An 18,202-nucleotide genomic window follows, 5' to 3' on the forward strand; every position below is an offset into this window, starting at 1 on the left:
GCGCAGACTTTAGCGAACCCGGAACAATGGAAAAATCTTCTTTGGCCTCCAAGCCACTGCCTTCGCAATTGACCACCACCTCGTCCACGCATCGATCCTGCCTGCCGGGGAGGTTCGCGCGGCTGCCTGAGCTCGCCGGGCCGGGGTTCCTGCCCCTCGGCCTCTTCGCACGACTCCCGTTGGCAATGCTTACGGTGGGTACACTGACCCTGGTCACAGCGGTGAGTCATTCCTACGCAATCGGTGGGATGGCCGCCGGAGCAGTGGGTATCGGTTCGGCCGTCGGAGCACCCGTCCTCGGCTCGCTGGCCGATCGCGCCGGCCAACGCATCGTTTTGCTTGTCGCCGCAGTTGTTAACACCCTGGCCGTCCTCGGCCTTCTCGCCGCCGCCTACGTGACGCCAAATTATGTCTCCGTGCTCGACGCTACGGGCGTCCTCATCACAGGCTTCCTCGCCGGGGCGAGCTGCCCGCAGGTCGGCCCCATGGCCCGTGTTCGCTGGATGGCGCTGACCACCCGGAATCTGTCATCAGTCCACAAGGCCACTGTTTCCACGGAAGAGATTCCTGCAGCAGAATCATCAGTGGCAAGGAGCGGAGGCCGAAGCGTCGCGGCCAGCCGTGCCGATCTGGACACAGCGCTTTCCTATGAGGGCACTGCTGACGAGGTTACTTTCGTGCTCGGACCTGCCTTGGTTGGAATCCTGGCCAGCCTCATTGCTCCTTGGCTGCCCCTCGCCTTGGCAGCGATCATGACTATAACGCTTGTACCCGCCTTCGCCGCCCACCCCAGCCAGCAGGCCGTGGTGCCGGCACCGCGTAAGGCTGCTGCCGCCGTCGTGGGTAGTTCCAGTGAACCCGCAGCAAAGCGGGGGAGCCGCTGGTCGGGCGCGGTCGTGGCTGTGCCGGTTGTGGCAATGGTGTGCATGGGCACTTTTTTTGGTGCTACGCAGAATGCCCTGAGCGCCTTTTCTGCCCAGTACGCTACTGCGGAAATTGCTGGTCTCCTCTACTCCGTGATGGGTTTGAGCTCCGCGGTGGCGGCGCTGTCCGTTGCGTTCTGGTCGCAGCGCTTTAGTCTTGCCGCCCGGTGGGTTGCTGCGGCCCTTGCGATGTCATTGTTCGCCTTGCTGCTGTTGGTTCCGGCTGGCATCTGGCCCATGGTGTTCGTGCTGCTGTTGCTGGGAATCCCGGTGGGGCCGGTCATGGTCACGGTGTTCAGCATCGGTGGCGTGGTGGCCCCTGCTGGCCGCATGGCTACGGTGATGACAGCCTTGGCCAGTGGGATCGTGGCAGGCACGGCGCTCGGTTCCTACCTTGCAGGGCAGTTGGCGCAGACCCAGGGTCCCAGTGCAGCCTTCGTCGTATCCATGGCTGCCGCAGCGGGCTTGTTGGTGCTGGGAGTTCTGACTTATCTGGTCATGAAGCGTCGACCTCAGGCGTAGTCAAATGCCCGACGTCGGCCCTTTGGTTCCCGGCGAAGGTTCCCTCAAGTGGCTGTTGCGGTAGCCGGTGGGGGAGTTGCCGAATGCAGCCCGGAAGATCCGGCTGAAGTGGGCTGCGTCAGTGAATCCCCATCGCGCCGCAATGGCGGTGACGGGCCGGTCTGCCAGGACGGGGTCCAGGAGGTCGCGCCTGCAGCGTTCGAGCCTGCGCTGCCGGATGGACGCTGCCACAGTGGTGCCGATCTCCTGGAAAAGATCGTGCAAGTGCCGTGTGGAGACGTAGTGGGCGGCGGCTATGGTTCCCGGGGAAAGCTCGGGGTCACCCAGATTGGCCTCGATGTAGTCATGGATCCGACCCAGCAGGAGGAGGTGGGGATCGCGGCCTGTCTCGATGAGCTGGTCCAGTTCCCCGTTGAACAGGGTAGTGACCAGGTCCAATGCGTTATGGACAAGGCGGAGGCCGTTCGCCCCTGAAAGGGCTTCGAGGTTATCGGCCAGTCTTACCAGGAAAGGGCTGATGAGTTCGCCGAGACCTTCGTCGCCTGGAATCCGCAGGGCTGTCACGTGGCCCATGGCTTCGGCCGGTAAGTCGAGGAGGACGTGCGGGAACATCAGCACCAAAGTGCGGAAGTCGTCGTCGAACGTTAATTGGTAAGGGCGGGAGGTGTCGTAGATGGCGAGGTCCCCGGGACCGAGCACCGCTTCGCGTTCGTCCTGAACCAGGCGGCCAGAGCCGGAGAGCTGGATGCTGAGCTTGAAGAAGCGTCCGGTGGACTTGGCGATCAGCTCAGGCGTTCGCAGGACCGTATGGGGACCAGCCGTTATTTCGACCACCGAAATTTGACCCAGGACCCGGGCCCGCATGGTCCCGTGGAAGGGAGCGCCTTTGGCGTGTTCAGGGGCTTTGGCCAGTAACGGCACGAAGGATGCTGAGATGGCGCGGCTCCATTCCTGGAACGAATCCGCCACCACTGTGTGCACGGTTGCGGGGCCGGTATCAGCCGCGACGGTCATCAAATTCCCTTTCAATGCCCGCCGTACCTGATGGCGCCGGTACAGAATGCCACCAGCGCGGACGTGAGCTTGCCCACGATTCTACACCGGAGGACTTTACGCGGGCTGTGCTTGCGTGCACCGACAAACACCTTGCCGTGTGAGACAAGTCACGCAGCGCCCCGGCGGAGGAAGATTGCGGAATGACCGACACCGTGCCGCGCAATCTCCGTCCGGCACCGAGGCAGGAGCACACTATGAGCGTGGATAACCCCGTCAAGGGCAAGATAGCTGGGGCCGCAGACACCAGGAGGCGTCTGGGCGTCCCGGCCGTGACCTTCATGATTATCGCGGCTTCCGCGCCGCTGACCGTCCTTGCGGGCGGGGTGACCACCACTTTCGCTGTCACAGGGGTAACAGGTGTCCCGCTTTCGTTCTTGATTCTCGGCGGGATCCTGGCACTCTTCGCGGTCGGGTACGCGGCAATGAGCCGTTACGTCACCAACGCCGGTGCCTTCTACGCCTACATTGCCCAAGGCATTTCAAGGCCGGCGGGTGTGGGAGCCTCGCTGGTCGCCTTGATGGCCTACAACCTTATGCAGGTAGGCATTTATGGGCTCTTCGGCTTCACCGTTTCCTCACTGCTCTCGGCAAGGCTGGGCATCAGTGTTCCCTGGTGGATCCCAGTGCTGGTCTGCATTGCGATTGTCGGCTGGTTGGGCGTTAACCGGGTGGATCTCTCGGCAAAGGTGCTGGGTGTCCTGGTGGCCCTGGAATTCCTGGTGGTCATCGCCTATGACCTCATCAGCCTTGCCGTGGCACCCGAAGGAGTCTCTGCAGCCTCCTTCAGCCCCGAAAGCCTGTTCGTCCCCGGAATCGGCGCAGTCCTTTCCTTCGGAATCGCCGCTTTCATGGGTTTTGAATCCGCAGCCATCTATGGGGAAGAGTCAAAAGACCCCAAGCGCACTGTTGCCCGCGCCACGTTCGCAGCGGTTGCCATCATCGCCCTCTTCTATGCCGCCTCAGCCTGGGCGATGACCGTAGGCGCAGGCCCATCCGCAGTCATCGAAACAGCCACCAACAGTGGTCCGGACATGATCTTCGCCTTCCTGGGTACCAACGGAGGCATGCTCTTGAGCGATATAGCGCAGATCCTGTTCGTGACCAGCCTTTTCGCTGCCTTGGTCAGCTTCCACAACGCTGTGGCGCGATACTTCTTCTCGCTCGGCCGGGAGCGCGTCATCCCGCCGTTCTTCGCAGCTGTCCGCAGAGGGAGTGGAGCTCCCTTCGCGGGGTCGCTGGCGCAAACGGTGATTGCCGTCGTCGTGACTGTTGCCTTCGCCATCGCGGGATCGGGCTCTGAGCTTGGTGAACTGTATCCCGTGCTGACCATGTTTACCTGGCTGACCAACAGCGGCGCCATGGGGCTGGTCCTCCTCATGACCGTAGTGTCCGTCGCCGTGATTGGCTTCTTCCGCCGGAAGCAGCATGGTGCCAGCCTCTGGGTACGGGTTGTGGCGCCTGGTCTTGGCTCCGTGCTCCTGGCGATAGTGTTTGTGCTCATCCTGGCCAACTTCGACGTCCTTCTCGGCCAGACGGAATCGACGGCGGCAACTTTCGTCCTGCCGCTCGTGGTACTGCTGCCGGGGCTCGTGGGAATCGCGTGGGGGCTGCGCCTGCGGCGCTCGCAGCCCGGGCTCTACGCCCGGATCGGCCACGGCACGGAAGACTGAGACCTTCGGAAGACTGAGACTGCTTCGGAAGACTGAAGCCGCCTCGAACGCGGAAGCACTGCACGAAAGAAAGCCCCGGCGGGTGCCGGGGCTTTCTTCGTGTTGAGTATGGGGTTCCCGCGATTCAGGCCAACTGGCTCTCGATCCGCATAGCGCTCGCAGCCAACTCCTTACCTACGGCGTCAGCGTCCTGGTCGAGGCGGATATAGACGACGGCGATAGCGGCCGGCCTTCCGCCCGGGACATGGATGGGAGCGGCGATCGATGACAATCCAGCGATGACTTCGTCGTGGCTGGTGGCGTAGCCGGCGCGCCGGGCTTCGTGCGCTTCGGCGCGGTAGGGGATACCTGCTCCTACTTGGTGCCAGCGGTCCTCGGTCATGGTCGATTGGATGGCGATACCGGGTGCGCCAATGCCGATGGGGTGGCGGCTTCCCGGATGTTGGGCGAGTGCGGCGCCCGAGTGGCGCGGTTCCACGGTGACCAACGTAACGCATTCCTGATGGTCCCAAACAGCCAGGAATGCGGTCATGTGCAGGGTGTTCGCCAGTTGGGTGAGCTCGGGCAGAGCAGCTGTTTGCAGGTTGCGCGAGACGCCACGTGCCAGCACCGCCAGTCCGGGGCCCGGCTGGACGCGGCCTGAATCGTCCCTGATCAGCAGCGAGTGGTCCTCCAGCGTTCGGAGGATGCGGTAGGCAACGGAGCGGTGCACCCCCAGTGCCTCGGCGAGTTCGGCAATGCTGAGCGGGCGTTCGGCTTCGGCCAGGATCTCAAGTGCGCGGATTCCCCGTGAAAGGGTTTGCGACGGCGGGGCCTGGCTTGCTGCTTCCTGCGGACTTTTGACGTCGCTGCGGGGACTCATGCGAACCATCCTATGTTGGCGCCTGAAGGCGCGGGGGCGGACAACTCTTGTGTTGCGCGTCTCACCAAGATATCGTTCCATATACGAATCGGCTATTCAACTATGGAACAGAGTGGATCTCGATGCCTCACACTCCTCGTTGTGCCGATGCAAATGCTGTGTGCTGGGTCACTGCATGTAGTACGATTTCCTAACTGACCGTTCTGTCGGTTAATGCACGTCACGCGCCGACCAGTCACCCTCACCCCTGGAGTTCCAATGACCGCAACCTCCACAGTCGACTCTGCGTCGGGCCCAAGCAGTAAGCGCGAAGAGCGCCGGGTCCTGGCAGGAACCCTGGTTGGCACCACAATCGAGTGGTACGACTTCTTCATCTTTGCCCAGCTCACGGCAACGCTGTTGTCGCCGCTGTTCCTGACTCCGCTGGAAAAATCGAATCCAGGAGTGGCGCAAATTCTGTCCTTCGCCACCATCGGCATCAGCTTTCTCTTCCGGCCACTGGGGGCCTTTGTTGCCGGCCACCTCGGCGACAGGTTGGGACGCAAGGCAGTCCTGGTCATGACACTTGTCATGATGGGGGCGGCGACCGCCCTGATCGGCGTGCTGCCTACCTACGGGACAATCGGGCTTTGGGCTCCCATTCTGCTGATCACCCTGCGGGTGGTCCAGGGCTTCTCGGCCGGTGGCGAGTGGGGTGGTGCCGCTCTGATGGCTGTGGAGCACGCTCCGATCACCAAGCGCGGACTCTTCGGCGCATACCCGCAGATCGGCGTGCCCATCGGCATGATCCTGGCAACCGGTCTCCTGTTCTTCCTGCAGTCGGGCATGTCGAAGGAAGACTTTGCCGCCTGGGGTTGGCGGGTGCCGTTCCTGCTCTCCGTGGTCCTGATCGTGGTGGGCTACCTCATCCGCCGCGCAGTCGGGGAAAGCCCGGTCTTCAAGGAGATCGCGCAGCGCAAGGCGGAAAGCAAGGCGCCCCTGAGTGAGCTGTTCCGGAACAACAAGAAGGAGGTAATCCTCGCGGCACTTATCTTCATCGCCAACAACGCCGCAGGCTACCTGTTGATCGCCTTCTTTATCTCCTATGCCACCAAGTCGCTGAAGATGCCGGCGCCGCAGATCCTCCTCGCCACCACGGTTGCTTCCTTCGGGTGGCTCATCTTCACTATGGTGGGAGGCTGGCTTTCGGACAAGATTGGCCGCGTAAAGACCTTCCTGCTCGGTTACGGCCTGGTGTTCGCGTGGATGATCCCCATGTTTGCTTTGATCGATTCCAGGGACATCGTGCTCTACGGAACAGCTTTGTTCGTCCTCACCATTGGGCTTGGCTTGTCCTATGGGCCCATGTCAGCCATGTACGCCGAGATGTTCCCCGCAAACGTCCGCTACTCGGGAATCTCCATCGGCTACGCCTTGGGTGCCATTCTCGGAGGTGCCTTCGCCCCGTTGATTGCCCAGGCTTTGTTGGACGCCACCAAGTGGTCCGGATCAGTCGGCCTGTACATCATGGGCCTGTGCATCATCTCAGCCGTGGGCGTGATTCTTGCCAAGGAAACCAAGGGCCGTCCCCTCGGCTTCAGCGTTCACCACTAGGCCAGCGACAGATCCATCCGTAATAAATTGATTCGCCGGGCGGGCGCGGTTGTGACACCGGGCCCGCCTCGGGCGTTAACCGCTATTTCGCCCTCGGAGCCTCAGCGCCGTCGAGCTGCGCCACGACGTCGGCGTCCGTCAACTGTTCAAAACGCTCGTAAAACGAGCCAACAGCATGAAATTTACCCGGCGTGTGCAGTGACATCATGAAGTCGCAGACCCGTGCCAAGGATGTTGCGGCTTCCAGCGAAGCCACGGGCACGGCGGCGACCACTGTTCGGGCACCCGATGCCCGCACGGCCTCCACGGCAGCACGCATGGTGGCTCCGGTGGCAAGGCCATCGTCCACCAGAATGACAGTCATACCTCGAAGGTCGTTCTCGATTCCTGGGTATTGCCTTGCGCGCCGAAGCAGTTCGGCGCGTTCATGTGCTTCGACTGCATCCAACGCGGCTTGGCTGATGCCTTGGGCGAGGACATGTTCCTTGAGCGGCTTGTTGACGATGCGGACGACGTCTCCCTGGCACCACGCCAATGCGCCATAGGCAGTCTCCTCGCGCCCGGGTATCCCCAGTTTGCGGACCAAGATGGTACCAAAGGGCAGATATAACGCCGAGGCGGCGGCCACGGCCAGGGGGACACCTCCGCGGGCGAGGCCAAGGACGATCGTGTCCGGCCGTTCCCTGAACTGGGGGAGTCCTTCGGCCAGGCGCCGCCCGGCTTCCGCCCGGTCCTTGAAACGCATGCCCATTTGCCCCACTTCCACGTAATTTGGCTGCTTCCAGCCTACCGTTCAAAGCTTGCCGGTTAAGGCATCCGCTGGAAGCATGGGCTTGTGAACAAGCCCATTGGATATTGGATCAAGAGGCTCGACGCCGCCCTGGAACTCCAACTCGATGCCACGCTGGCCCGGGTCAAGCTGAGCCGCCGCCAGTGGCAGGCCCTGGGCACTCTGGCCGAGGGAACGGTTCGTCCTGATGAGCTGGATGAGATCCTGCGCCCGTTCTGGGGCGATGACACACGACTGCGGGAGCGTGAGCTTGCCTCGTTGGTGGGCAGGGGCATGATCACCATGATTGATGACCGCCTGGCGCTCAGCGAGCTCGGCCGGGAGAAATACCACGAGGCCCTCCGCTATGTGGAAGCCGCCCGCCAGGACCTTTCCATGGGCATAGGAATCGATGAATATGCCATGGCATTGAGCGTCCTGGAGCGAATGAGCCTTAACGCGGAGCGGTTGAGCCGTTAGCGCCGCTGGCGCACATCGCTACACGCCAAGGAATTCGATGGCAGCGTCCTTGAAAGCCCTGCTTGTGATTACGTTCGTGTGGGTGCGTCCCGGGACCACGAGGGTCTCTACCAGCGCCCCCCGCTTGCCGGCGAGGTGCGCAAGTTCCGGCATGGTGGCCGCACGATCATCTTTTTCGCCGGCAACCAAGAGGATAGGTACGTGCGGTGCAGCCTCGGCAGGATCGAACGGTTCACCCTTGATGGCCTCGATGAGCGACAGCATGGCAAACAGGTCATTGCTGGGCAGCAACTGTGCCATCTTCAGCAACCCGGCGGTGGACTGGTCCTCAATGGGTGTGCCATCGGCCAAGTGCCGCTGTGCTGCGACGAGGTCGAAGGCTGCCAACGGATCTGCTGAACTCGGTCCGCCCAGGACGATCCGGTGAACCAGGTCCGGCTGGGTTGCGGCGAACTCCCAAGCCAACCGGGATCCCAAGGAGTAGCCCACGATGTCCAGTCCCGTGGAAGGATCGCCGTCGCGCAACGGACGCGCCCCGGCGTCCGTGACAATCTGGAGGAGGTCCGCACGGATCCGGCTGGGCGTGTACGAGTCCAGATCCTCGGGGGAGTGGCTCTGACCGTGGCCGGGAAGGTCCACCGTAATCACCCGGCGGCCAGCCTCCTGGAGGGTGGTGATCCAGCCGCTGTCGGCCCAGTTCAGTTTGCTCGAGGACGAAAAGCCATGGATCAGCAGGATGGGGCGGAGGCCGGCGTCGGTGGCCGGCTCATGGACTTCCACGAACAATTCGGGGTCTGTGCCCTCCACTGTGTGCCTGTGCTGTTCCACGGTGTGCCTGCCGGTCATCATGTCAGTCCTCATCGAGTACGGCGCTCAGGCGGACCCGGCGCTTGGGTGCTTCGTCCTTCGGAACAGTGCCCACGATCCCGGCGGTGTCGTCCGGAACCTCGAACACAATCAGCGGTTCGCCGACGTTGATGGTCTCGCCCGGCGCCCCGTGAATACGCACCACTTTACCCGCCTGCGGGCTGGGCAATTCGAGTGCGGACTTGCTGGTTTCCAGCTCCACAATTGGCTGGTTGCGCTCCACCTGCTGACCCGGTGATACGAGCCAATCCAGGACGGTCGCTTCGATGAGGCCCTCGCCCAGATCCGGGAGCGGGAAGGAAATTTCAGCCACGGCGGTACTCCAGTACGCGTTGGATCCCAAAGAGGATGCGGTCGATGTTGGGAATGTATTCGTCCTCCAGATCACCGGAGGGATAAGGCACGTCGAATCCGGTCACGCGCTCCACGGGCGCCTTCAGCGTTTGGAAGCAATGCTGCGTGATCAGTTGGGCGACCTCGGCGCCGAGGCCTGAAGTCAAGGGAGCTTCGTGGACGACGACGGCGCGCCGCGTCTTTCCCACGGACTTCGCCAGAGCTTCGGCGTCGATTGGTTTCAGCCAACGCAGGTCCAGGACTTCGACGTCGATGCCATCTTCCGCTGCGAGTTCGGCAACCTGAAGACACCGTGCAACCATGGCGCCCCACGCGACGAGTGTCAGGTGACCGCCTTCCCGCGCAACCCGCGCACCGGTGAGGCTGCCGCCGTCGGGCGTTTCTTGATCCTGAGGTGCTTGACCCGGAGTCGCAGTGCTGAAGTCCACCGGACCCTTCTGCCAGTAGCGGGATTTCGGTTCCATGAAGATGACAGGATCCGGCCGCGTGGCAGCGTACTTGAGGAGGTGATAGGCGTCGTGTGGGTTGGAGGGCGAAACCACCTTCAGCCCGGGAACGTGCGCAAACAGCGCTTCAAGGCTTTCGCCGTGGTGTTCCGGAGCGCGGATTCCGCCGAAGCTGGGAACCCTGAGCGTGATTGGCATCGGGAGTGTGCCACGGCTGCGGTAGTTCATCCGGGCGATTTGGCACACGATCTGGTTGATGGCCGGGTAGGCGAAGCCATCGAACTGTACTTCGGGGATGGGATGGAAGCCTGCCATGGCCAGTCCTACCGACATGCCCAGGATGGCAGACTCGGCCAGCGGGGTGTCGAAGACCCGTTCTTCACCGTGCTTGGCCTGCAAGCCGTCGGTAATCCGGAACACGCCGCCCAAGCGGCCGCAGTCCTCGCCGAAGATGATCGTTTTGGGATTGTCGGCCAGAATCTCGTCAAGCGCGCGGTTCAGGGCCTGCTGCATGGAAAGGTGCAGCACGGGTTCGGTGTCCATCGTGACTGACCCGGGAGCGAACGATAGTACCGTGGCTGTCTCAGACATGTTCGGACTCCTTGCGCCATGCAGTGGCCTGGGATTGAAGGTTGGGCGTTGGTTCCTGGAAGACGAGGCTGAACATCTCGGCACCGGGACGGGGCCCAAGTGCTTCGATGCCGCCGCGGATGGCTTCCTCTTCCTCCTGGGCCTGCTGCTGTGCCAGGGCGAAGAATGCGTCATCCGCAATGCCGTCGTCGAGGAGGCGCTGCTTGAAGCGCTCAAGGGGATCCTCGCCCGCACTGAGCCGTTCCTCTTCCAGGCTGCGGTAACGCCCGGGGTCGTCCGCCGTGGAGTGGGGCCCGCGGCGGTAGGTCATGGCTTCAATGACGACAGGACCGTTACCGGCGCGGCAATGGGCAAAAGCCGAACGCGTGGCCTCATGGACTGCGACGACGTCGTTGCCGTCCACTTGCAGCGAAGGAATCCCGTATCCGGCTGCGCGCGCAGCGACTGAGCCGCCGGCAACCTGGCGCTCTGTGGGCACGGAGATTGCCCAGCCGTTGTTCTGGATGAAGAAGACCACTGGCGCCTTCATCACAGCAGCAAAGTTCATGGCCTCGTGGACATCGCCCTGGGAGGATGCGCCGTCGCCGAAGTATGTCATGGCAACGCCGCGTTCGCCGTCGGGCTTTCCGGAGAGGGTTTGGCCGTGGGCCCAGCCAACAGCATGCAATACCGATCCGGCCACAACGGCCTGGATGGGGGCGAAGCGGGATTCCAGCGGGTTGTACATTCCGCCATGCCACGTGGCTTTGTGCGTGGACATATAGCCCACCATGTCCAGGCCCATGGCCCGGGCCACGCCCATCTCGCGATATGTGGGGAACACGAAGTCGCGGGTCCGGTCAACGGCATATCCGCTGCCTACCTGCGCGGCTTCCTGGCCCAGCTGGGGCGCATAGCCGGGAATGATGCCTTGGCGCTGCCAGGCAACGGCCGCGGTGTCCAGGTGACGGACGGAGGCCATCAGGGAGTAGAGCTCACGCAGTTGTTCGTGCGTAAGCGGAGCCGCATCCTCATCGACGGCGCCGAGCACGGGTTTGGTAGTCATGGCTGTGACCCTAGTCACCAGCGAGGGGCGTGCGCAATCAGCTAAGTTTCGACGAAACACTTTGTACAATTTGGATACGGAAAGAGGTCCTGCGCAAAACAAACTGCGCAGGACCTCTTGGTTTCAATAAGCAGGCGGCTACTTGGTATGCAGTGGCTGCTTACCGGCCTTCGACTTGGCGTTGAGGAAGCATCCAGCGGCGATAACCAGGATCAGGATGAACGTACCGATCAGCTGGCCGGCGCTCTCAGGGTTGGCAAAGCCCACCACGAGGATGATGCCCAGCAGGACGATTCCAACGACCGTGAGGACCGGGAAGCCCTTCATGCGCAGCGGCAATTCGGTTCCCTCGCGGTCGGCCCTGCGGCGCAGGATGAACTGGGAGACCAAAGCTGTGCCCCACACCACCAGGCACGTGGAGCCCACGAGGTTCAGGAGCGCCGGCAGTACGTGCTCGGGGAAGAGCAGTTCCAGGACGGTTGCGATGAAGCCGAAAGCAACGGAAATCCCGACGGCGGCCACCGGCACCTTGGAGTCGCTCAGCTTGGACAGGAAGCCCGGAGCCTCGCCGCGCTCTGAGAGGGAGAAGATCATCCTTGAAGCGCCGTACAAGTTGGCGTTCAGGGCGGAAAGCAGGGCAACTACGGCCACCAGGGTGATGGCGGTGCCGGCACCAGGGATACCCGCAAGGTCCAGTACTCCCGCGAACGGGGACTTCAGTCCTTCTGAACCAACGGGAAGAGCTGCTGCGATGACGAAAACGGAGCCGATGTAGAAGACCAGGATGCGCCAAACCACAGTCCGGATGGCCTTGCCGACGCTGTGTGCGGGGTTCTCGGTTTCAGCGGCGGCGACGCTGACGATTTCCGTTCCACCGAACGCGAAGATCACCACGAACAAAGCAGCCGCGATGCCGCCGATTCCGTTGGGGGCGAAGTCCCCGAAGGCCGAGAGGCCCGGCGAGGCAACGTTGGGCAGCCAGCCGAACAGCAGGGCGGCGCCGATGAGGAGGAAGATGACGATTGCCGCGACTTTCAGAATCGCGAACCAGAATTCGAACTCGCCAAAGTTGCGGACGCCCACGAGGTTGATGCCCGTGAATGCCACCATGAACACCAGGGCGAGCACCCACACCGGAATCACTGGCCACACGGTGAAGAGCAGGCCTGCCGCGCCAAGTGCTTCGGCTGCGATGACCACCACCAGTTGAAGCCACCAGAGCCAGCCAATGGTGCCGCCAGCGGTCTTGCCCATGGCTTTTTCGGCGTAGACGGAGAATGCTCCGCTGTTGGGATTTGCCGCGGCCATCTCGCCCAAGGCCCACATGACCAGGATGATCAGGGTTCCCGCCACGAGGTAGGAGATCAGGACCGCCGGGCCGGCGGCCTGGATGCCTGCGCCGGAGCCGAGGAAGAGGCCTGCTCCGATGGCGCTCCCAAGCCCCATCATGGTGAGTTGGCGTGGCTTGAGTGAATGGCCAAGGCCGGATGTTTGGGCAGGAGCCGCGATGGACTTCGTTGTCATACGTGTCTACCTTCTATGGATTTCATACTCGGTGTAGCGAGCTTGCCTCTTGGGCTGAGCAAGCTGGGCGTCGACGACGCAGCAAGAGCCGTGGAATAATTCTCGCAGTTTGTAAGATACATCACTTTTTGCTGTGGCGATGTGATGGGTAAGAATCCCCGGGGACAGGAACTTTGATGCTGGTCGATGCGCTTGATGCAAAAATTGTACGTTTTTTCACGGATTCGCCGAGGTCCTCTGTGTTGGAGGCGTCCCGCGTGCTGAGGGTTGCCAGGGCTACGGTGCAGTCCCGGATTGACCGAATGATCGAAAACGGAGTGATCGGCTCCTGGGTCCCACAACCGGATCCGGCCAACTTCGGGTTCCCCGTAGTGGCGTTCTGTTCGGTCACCATTACCCAGGAGATCGGTCACGACGCCATTATCCAGAGCCTTAGCGCCATCCCGGAGATCATTGAAGTGCACACCGTGACGGGAAATTCCGATCTGATGGTTCGCATCGCAGCGCGTTCAAATCCTGATATGCAGCGGGTCCTGGACGCGATGATCGCCACCAAATCCGTGGTGCGTTGCTCGTCCGTCATTGTGCTCAACAGCCACATCCAGGGCCGGACCCTGCCACTGATGGAAGCTGCCGCCAAGTCAGTGTGACGCAGGGCATTTTGCCAAGAGGCTGCGAAGTCGTACCATTAGTTCTAGTCAATATGACTTTAACTAAGATTCCAGTGCGTGGAGGAAGATCTCCAGGCGGCGACGAAGCGAGGTGAACGCCGTGAACCCGATCTCAGCGAACGTTGCTGAACGCCGCTTGGCGCCGCCGTCGTTGGCCATTTCAACGGTGATTTTCGCCCTCCGTCCCAGCGAAACATCCGGCCGCCCCACACTCTGGCTGCCGCTTGTACGAAGGATCCGCGAGCCCTACAAGGATCTGTGGGCCCTTCCCGGCGGACCCTTGGCCCACGATGAATCCCTCCAGGACGCCGCCTCGCGCAACCTCCGCGAAACCACGGGGCTGGCACCGCAGTACCTGGAGCAGCTCTACGCCTTCGGCGGTCTGCATCGTTCGCCCAGCCAGCGCGTCGTATCGATCGTCTACTGGGCACTCGTCCAGCCAACCGAAGCCGCCCTCGCGGACGAATCGGAAAATGTCCGGTGGTTCCGGGCGGACAGGCTCGGCGAACTCGCCTTCGACCACAACGCGATTGTGGACTACGCACTCTGGCGCCTGCGCAACAAGATGGCCTACGGTTCCATCGCCTACCACCTGCTGGGTGAGTTCTTCACCCTCGCGCAGGTCCGTGAAGTCTATGAAGCCGTGCTGGACCGCCAACTGGATCCGGCAAACTTCCGCCGCCATATCAAAGCCACACCGGACATTGAAGAAACCGGTGAATACCTGCAGGGCGGAAAACACCGTCCGCCACGCCTCTACCGCTTCACCGGCACGCCCGGTCTCGGGCCAGATAACAGGAGTACACCATGAGCAGCGTCAACACTGCCGTCCAGCTGATCACACGTGAGGAAGCCGAGAAGGGCCTTTCCCGCGCGGGATCCACCTGCAGCCCGGCCCTGGCCAAAGGGCCCTGGGAGTATGACCTTGCCGAGGCTCTTGCCGGTGCCCCCGCCTACGGGCCGGGAGCCTCCAGCAGCGATGTCGCTCCCAAGGAGACGCCACGCCAGGGACAGCTCCCGGACGAGTACAAGCGGGCGACGGATGCCGAACTGGATGCCCGTATCCTGGCTGCGAAAAAGACGCTCGGGGACCGCGCCGTGATCCTGGGGCACTTCTACCAGCGTGACGAAGTCATCCAGTACGCCGACTTCGTGGGTGACTCTTTCCAGCTAGCAAATGCTGCACTGACCAAGCCCGACGCCGAAGCCATCATCTTCTGCGGCGTCCACTTCATGGCAGAGACGGCGGATATCCTCTCCACACCCGAACAGGCAGTCATCCTGCCCAACCTGGCGGCCGGCTGCTCCATGGCAGACATGGCCGATGAGGACTCCGTAGAGGAATGCTGGGAACAGCTCGAAGAAATCTTCGGCACGGACACCGATGCCCACGGCCGGGTCCCGGTCATTCCCGTCACGTACATGAACTCCTCCGCTGCGCTGAAGGCCTTCTGTGGCCGCAACGGCGGAATTGTCTGCACGTCCTCCAACGCCAAGGTGGTCCTGGAATGGGCCTTCGAGCGCGGGCAGCGTGTCTTGTTCTTCCCCGACCAGCACCTGGGCCGCAACACCGCCAAGGCGTTGGGCGTCCCCCTGGAGCAGATGCCTATGTGGAACCCGCGCAAGGAACTGGGCGGCAACGACGAACAGACGTTGCTGGACTCCCGCGTGATCCTCTGGCACGGCTTCTGCTCGGTGCACAAGCGCTTCAACGTGGGCCAGATCGAAAAAGCCCGGCTCGACTTCCCCGGCGTCAACGTGATCGTGCACCCAGAATGCCCCATGGAAGTTGTGGACGCTGCCGATTCTGCCGGGTCCACCGACTTCATCAAGAAGGCCATCGCTGCGGCCACCGAACCAACCACCTTCGCCATCGGTACCGAAATCAACATGGTGAACCGGCTCGCCGCGGAAAACCCACAGCACACCATCTTCTGCCTGGACCCGGTGATCTGCCCCTGCTCCACCATGTACCGCATACACCCGGGTTACCTTGCCTGGGTGCTTGAGGAACTCGTCGAAGGACGCATCGTCAACCGCATCACTGTGGATGACGCCGTACAGGACAACGCCAAAATTGCGCTGGAGCGCATGCTGGCCGCAAAGCCTGCCTAACCGTTACCCACACCGGTTCTCCGGACGATCCGAATCGAGCCTCACATGACCTCAGGAAGCCTCGCTGAAGGGCACCAGCCCAAGCGGCTGATCGTCGTCGGAAGTGGCATAGCGGGGCTGTACTCAGCCCTGCTGGCCGCCGAAGCCGGAGCCGAAGTGGTGCTGCTCACCAAGGGCGCGCTCGCGGACAGCAATACATACTTGGCCCAGGGCGGCATCTCGGCCGTTCTGGACGAGCCAGCTCCGGGGGACACCGTTGCTGCCCACATTGCCGATACCCTCAATGCCGGCGCGGGCCACTGCGACGAGGAAGCCGTGCGGGTGCTGTGCACCGAGGCCCGGATGGACATTGCGGGACTTGAGCGCTTCGGCGTCCGTTTCGACCTTGACGACGACGGCGATCCCTCCTTGGGCCTCGAAGCCGCCCACTCTGCCCCGCGTATCCTCCACGCCGGGGGCGACGCCACAGGTGCCCGTGTTGCGGCCGCCCTGATCAAGACCGTGCTGGACTTCCAGGCGGCTGGAAGAATCCAGGTGATCGGGCATGCGCAGGTGACTTCACTGTCCCGGAGCGACGGTCGCGTGGTGGGCGTCAACTTCCTCCATGACGGCAGGGAACTTGGCTACTACGCCGACGCCGTGCTCCTCGCAACAGGAGGGGCCGGTCAACTGTTCGCACAAACGACCAATCCGGCAGTCGCCACAGCAGACGGGCTCGCCTTGGCATGGCGGGCCGGCGCCGCAGTGGCCGACCTCGAATTTTTCCAGTTCCACCCCACGTGCATGGTCCGTACAGGGGATGCCCTCGAAGCCGAAGGCAACACTGACCCCCTGCTCATCTCCGAGGCAGTCCGCGGCGAAGGCGCCATTCTCGTGGACGCCACTGGACGCCGGTTCATGGCCGATTACCACCCGGACGGCGAGCTCGCCCCCAGGGACGTCGTCTCCCGGAGCATAGCCCTGCACCTTGCAGCACTCGGTGACCCCAACGGTCACGTGTTCCTCGATGCGACCGTGATCGAGGAACAGCGGGGGAAGGGCTTCCTTGAGAAGCGCTTCCCCACCATCAGCGAACGCACCCGCCAAGCCGGCTTTGACTGGAGCCGTGAGCCTGTGCCCGTCGCTCCAGCGGCGCATTACTGGATGGGTGGGGTGGTGACCGACCTTTACGGCCGGACCTCTGTTCCTGGGTTGTTGGCCGCTGGCGAAGTTGCCTGCACCGGGGTTCAAGGGGCTAATCGGCTGGCGAGCAACTCTTTGCTCGAAGGGCTCGTGTTCGGGCGGCGGGCTGTTTCTGCCTTCCTGGCTGGGGACCGCGGTGGGTCGCCTAACGGAGTCCCTCTGCGTGCTAACTCGGCCGCGGGCGGCCTCGCTTTTACGCACGCTGCCGGGACCCCGCCAGACGACTATCGCAGCGGCCTTTTCAACGCAACCGCCCCAGCGACAGCACTTCCAGGCGGGTTTTCGCGGCAGGCACTTCGCCGGTTGATGACTGCCAAGGCCGGGGTCCTGCGGACCGGGGTGCTGTTGGCTGAAGCCGAGGCCGAGCTTGGGAATTGGGCGGGGGAGAGCGATGATCTGCCTCTGAGTGTTCCTGATTCCCTTGATGTTCGAGTGCATGAGGACTCCAATTTGTTGCTTGCGGCGCAGCTGTTGGTCCGGGCGGCGCGGGGGCGGCGGGAGTCGCTTGGGGCCCACTACCGCAGCGACGGCGTGAGGGAACCAGCCGCCGTCGACGATTTTGACAAGCGTTACACCATGAGCCGGAAAGCGAGCCTCGTCAATGACTGACCTGATCTCCATGACCAATCTGACCCTTCCCGCGGCGCCCGTGCGAGACATCCTGGAAAGGGCCTTCGCGGAGGACGCGCCCAGCGGCGACATCACCTCACAGCTGCTGATCCCCGCCGGGGCGCGTGCCACAGCGGTCCTGAATGCCCGCGTCCCGGGCGTGTTCAGCGGTGGAACCGTGTTCCGGGATGCCATGAAGCTCGTCGACCCGGACACGGACGTCCAGCTGCTGCTGGCCGACGGTGCAACGTTCGACGCGGGCACCCACCTCGCCCGCGTCACCGGCAGCGCACGCTCGGTATTGCTGGCGGAACGGGTCGGACTCAACCTGGTGCAGCGGATGAGCGCCATTGCCACGAAGACGGCAGAGTTCGTCAGGCTCGTTGAAGGAACGCGCGCCCGGATCACGGACACCCGTAAAACAACGCCCGGCTTGCGGGTGCTGGAACGCTATGCCGTGCGCTGCGGCGGGGGAGCGAACCACCGCTACAGCCTCTCGGACGCTGTGCTGGCAAAGGACAACCACCTGGCTGTCATGACTGGCGGAGACCCTGCAAAACTGACCGAACTGCTCGTAGCCGCCAAAGCCCAGCTGGGACACACCACGCACTTTGAAGTTGAGGTTGACCGCGCAGATCAGATCGAACCCGTGCTGGCCGCGGGAGTGGACACGATCATGCTGGACAACTTCTCTATTGATGAACTGCGGGCAGGCGTCAAGCAGGTAGATGGACGGGCCAACGTGGAAGCCAGCGGCAACGTCAACGTTCACACCGTGGCAGAGATCGCGGCAACGGGCGTGGACGTCATCTCGATCGGCGGGCTCACGCACAGTGTTTCGGCACTGGATCTCGGGCTGGATATTGAGCTGCGAACCGACGCAGAGCCGCGCATGGATGCAGCGCTGAAAGCAGTCTGACTTC

17 protein-coding genes are annotated in these 18,202 nt (G+C 62.8%); 9 read left to right on the forward strand and 8 right to left on the reverse strand.

The genetic code is table 11. From position 1 onward, the window contains the following. Positions 1-26 precede the first annotated feature (26 nt). Positions 27-1,445 carry an MFS transporter gene (locus tag AB4Z15_RS09755; protein WP_442017102.1) on the forward strand — a complete coding sequence of 473 codons (1,419 nt, stop codon included), beginning with the start codon at positions 27-29 and terminating at the stop codon, positions 1,443-1,445. Here AB4Z15_RS09755 and AB4Z15_RS09760 read toward each other — a convergent pair whose 3' ends face one another. Continuing rightward, positions 1,446-2,459: a helix-turn-helix domain-containing protein gene (locus AB4Z15_RS09760; protein ID WP_442017103.1), complete on the reverse strand. Its 1,014-nt coding sequence runs from the start codon at positions 2,457-2,459 to the stop codon at positions 1,446-1,448. 236 nt (positions 2,460-2,695) lie between these two features. On the opposite strand from AB4Z15_RS09760, the gene AB4Z15_RS09765 reads away from it, so the two are divergent. After that, the gene (locus AB4Z15_RS09765; protein ID WP_442017104.1) at positions 2,696-4,171 is read left to right on the forward strand and encodes an APC family permease; all 1,476 of its coding nucleotides are present in this window, start codon (positions 2,696-2,698) and stop codon (positions 4,169-4,171) included. Between the two features lie 124 nt (positions 4,172-4,295). Here the strand turns inward: AB4Z15_RS09765 and AB4Z15_RS09770 are convergent, their stop codons facing one another. Next, the gene (locus tag AB4Z15_RS09770; RefSeq protein WP_442003884.1) at positions 4,296-5,042 is read right to left on the reverse strand and encodes an IclR family transcriptional regulator; all 747 of its coding nucleotides are present in this window, start codon (positions 5,040-5,042) and stop codon (positions 4,296-4,298) included. Between the two features lie 249 nt (positions 5,043-5,291). Here AB4Z15_RS09770 and AB4Z15_RS09775 point away from each other — a divergent pair, with 249 nt between their 5' ends. Further along, a complete protein-coding gene (locus tag AB4Z15_RS09775) occupies positions 5,292-6,626 on the forward strand; it encodes an MFS transporter (protein WP_442017105.1) in 1,335 nt (444 codons plus the stop codon). An 82-nt stretch (positions 6,627-6,708) separates the two neighbouring features. Here the strand turns inward: AB4Z15_RS09775 and AB4Z15_RS09780 are convergent, their stop codons facing one another. Continuing rightward, positions 6,709-7,392, reverse strand: coding sequence for a phosphoribosyltransferase (locus tag AB4Z15_RS09780; RefSeq protein WP_442017106.1), 684 nt, complete (start codon positions 7,390-7,392; stop codon positions 6,709-6,711). A 69-nt stretch (positions 7,393-7,461) separates the two neighbouring features. Between AB4Z15_RS09780 and AB4Z15_RS09785 the strand changes: the two genes are divergently transcribed. Beyond that, positions 7,462-7,875, forward strand: coding sequence for a MarR family transcriptional regulator (locus tag AB4Z15_RS09785; RefSeq protein WP_442017107.1), 414 nt, complete (start codon positions 7,462-7,464; stop codon positions 7,873-7,875). A gap of 18 nt (positions 7,876-7,893) precedes the next feature. Here the strand turns inward: AB4Z15_RS09785 and AB4Z15_RS09790 are convergent, their stop codons facing one another. The 5 genes from AB4Z15_RS09790 to AB4Z15_RS09810 all read right to left on the reverse strand — a co-directional run bounded on the left by AB4Z15_RS09790 (position 7,894) and on the right by AB4Z15_RS09810 (position 12,702). Beyond that, positions 7,894-8,724: an alpha/beta fold hydrolase gene (locus AB4Z15_RS09790; protein ID WP_442017108.1), complete on the reverse strand. Its 831-nt coding sequence runs from the start codon at positions 8,722-8,724 to the stop codon at positions 7,894-7,896. Between the two features lies 1 nt (position 8,725). Next, positions 8,726-9,055 carry a biotin/lipoyl-containing protein gene (locus tag AB4Z15_RS09795; protein WP_442017109.1) on the reverse strand — a complete coding sequence of 110 codons (330 nt, stop codon included), beginning with the start codon at positions 9,053-9,055 and terminating at the stop codon, positions 8,726-8,728. Continuing rightward, positions 9,048-10,133 carry an alpha-ketoacid dehydrogenase subunit beta gene (locus tag AB4Z15_RS09800; RefSeq protein WP_442017110.1) on the reverse strand — a complete coding sequence of 362 codons (1,086 nt, stop codon included), beginning with the start codon at positions 10,131-10,133 and terminating at the stop codon, positions 9,048-9,050. The genes AB4Z15_RS09795 and AB4Z15_RS09800 overlap by 8 nt, the downstream gene beginning before the upstream one ends. Continuing rightward, positions 10,126-11,178 (reverse strand): thiamine pyrophosphate-dependent enzyme, encoded by a 1,053-nt coding sequence (locus tag AB4Z15_RS09805; protein WP_442017111.1) that lies wholly within the window; start codon positions 11,176-11,178, stop codon positions 10,126-10,128. The genes AB4Z15_RS09800 and AB4Z15_RS09805 overlap by 8 nt, the downstream gene beginning before the upstream one ends. Positions 11,179-11,316: 138 nt before the next feature. Next, on the reverse strand, positions 11,317-12,702 hold the full coding sequence (locus AB4Z15_RS09810; RefSeq protein WP_442017112.1) for an amino acid permease: 1,386 nt from the start codon (positions 12,700-12,702) through the stop codon (positions 11,317-11,319). A gap of 176 nt (positions 12,703-12,878) precedes the next feature. Between AB4Z15_RS09810 and AB4Z15_RS09815 the strand changes: the two genes are divergently transcribed. From AB4Z15_RS09815 to nadC, 5 genes are all read left to right on the forward strand, one after another. Next, positions 12,879-13,352, forward strand: a complete 474-nt coding sequence (locus AB4Z15_RS09815; protein ID WP_216923913.1) for an Lrp/AsnC family transcriptional regulator — start codon at positions 12,879-12,881, stop codon at positions 13,350-13,352. Positions 13,353-13,464: 112 nt separating this feature from the next. Beyond that, a complete protein-coding gene (locus AB4Z15_RS09820) occupies positions 13,465-14,184 on the forward strand; it encodes an NUDIX hydrolase (RefSeq protein ID WP_431115590.1) in 720 nt (239 codons plus the stop codon). Further along, a complete protein-coding gene (gene nadA, locus AB4Z15_RS09825) occupies positions 14,181-15,488 on the forward strand; it encodes a quinolinate synthase NadA (RefSeq protein ID WP_442017113.1) in 1,308 nt (435 codons plus the stop codon). The genes AB4Z15_RS09820 and nadA overlap by 4 nt, the downstream gene beginning before the upstream one ends. Positions 15,489-15,533: 45 nt before the next feature. Further along, positions 15,534-17,279: an L-aspartate oxidase gene (gene nadB, locus AB4Z15_RS09830; protein ID WP_442017114.1), complete on the forward strand. Its 1,746-nt coding sequence runs from the start codon at positions 15,534-15,536 to the stop codon at positions 17,277-17,279. A gap of 10 nt (positions 17,280-17,289) precedes the next feature. Further along, on the forward strand, positions 17,290-18,198 hold the full coding sequence (nadC, locus tag AB4Z15_RS09835; RefSeq protein ID WP_442017174.1) for a carboxylating nicotinate-nucleotide diphosphorylase: 909 nt from the start codon (positions 17,290-17,292) through the stop codon (positions 18,196-18,198). Positions 18,199-18,202 lie beyond the last annotated feature (4 nt).

Origin of the sequence: Paenarthrobacter sp. 2TAF44 (assembly GCF_052114885.1) — a bacterium.
Lineage (GTDB): Bacteria > Actinomycetota > Actinomycetes > Actinomycetales > Micrococcaceae > Arthrobacter.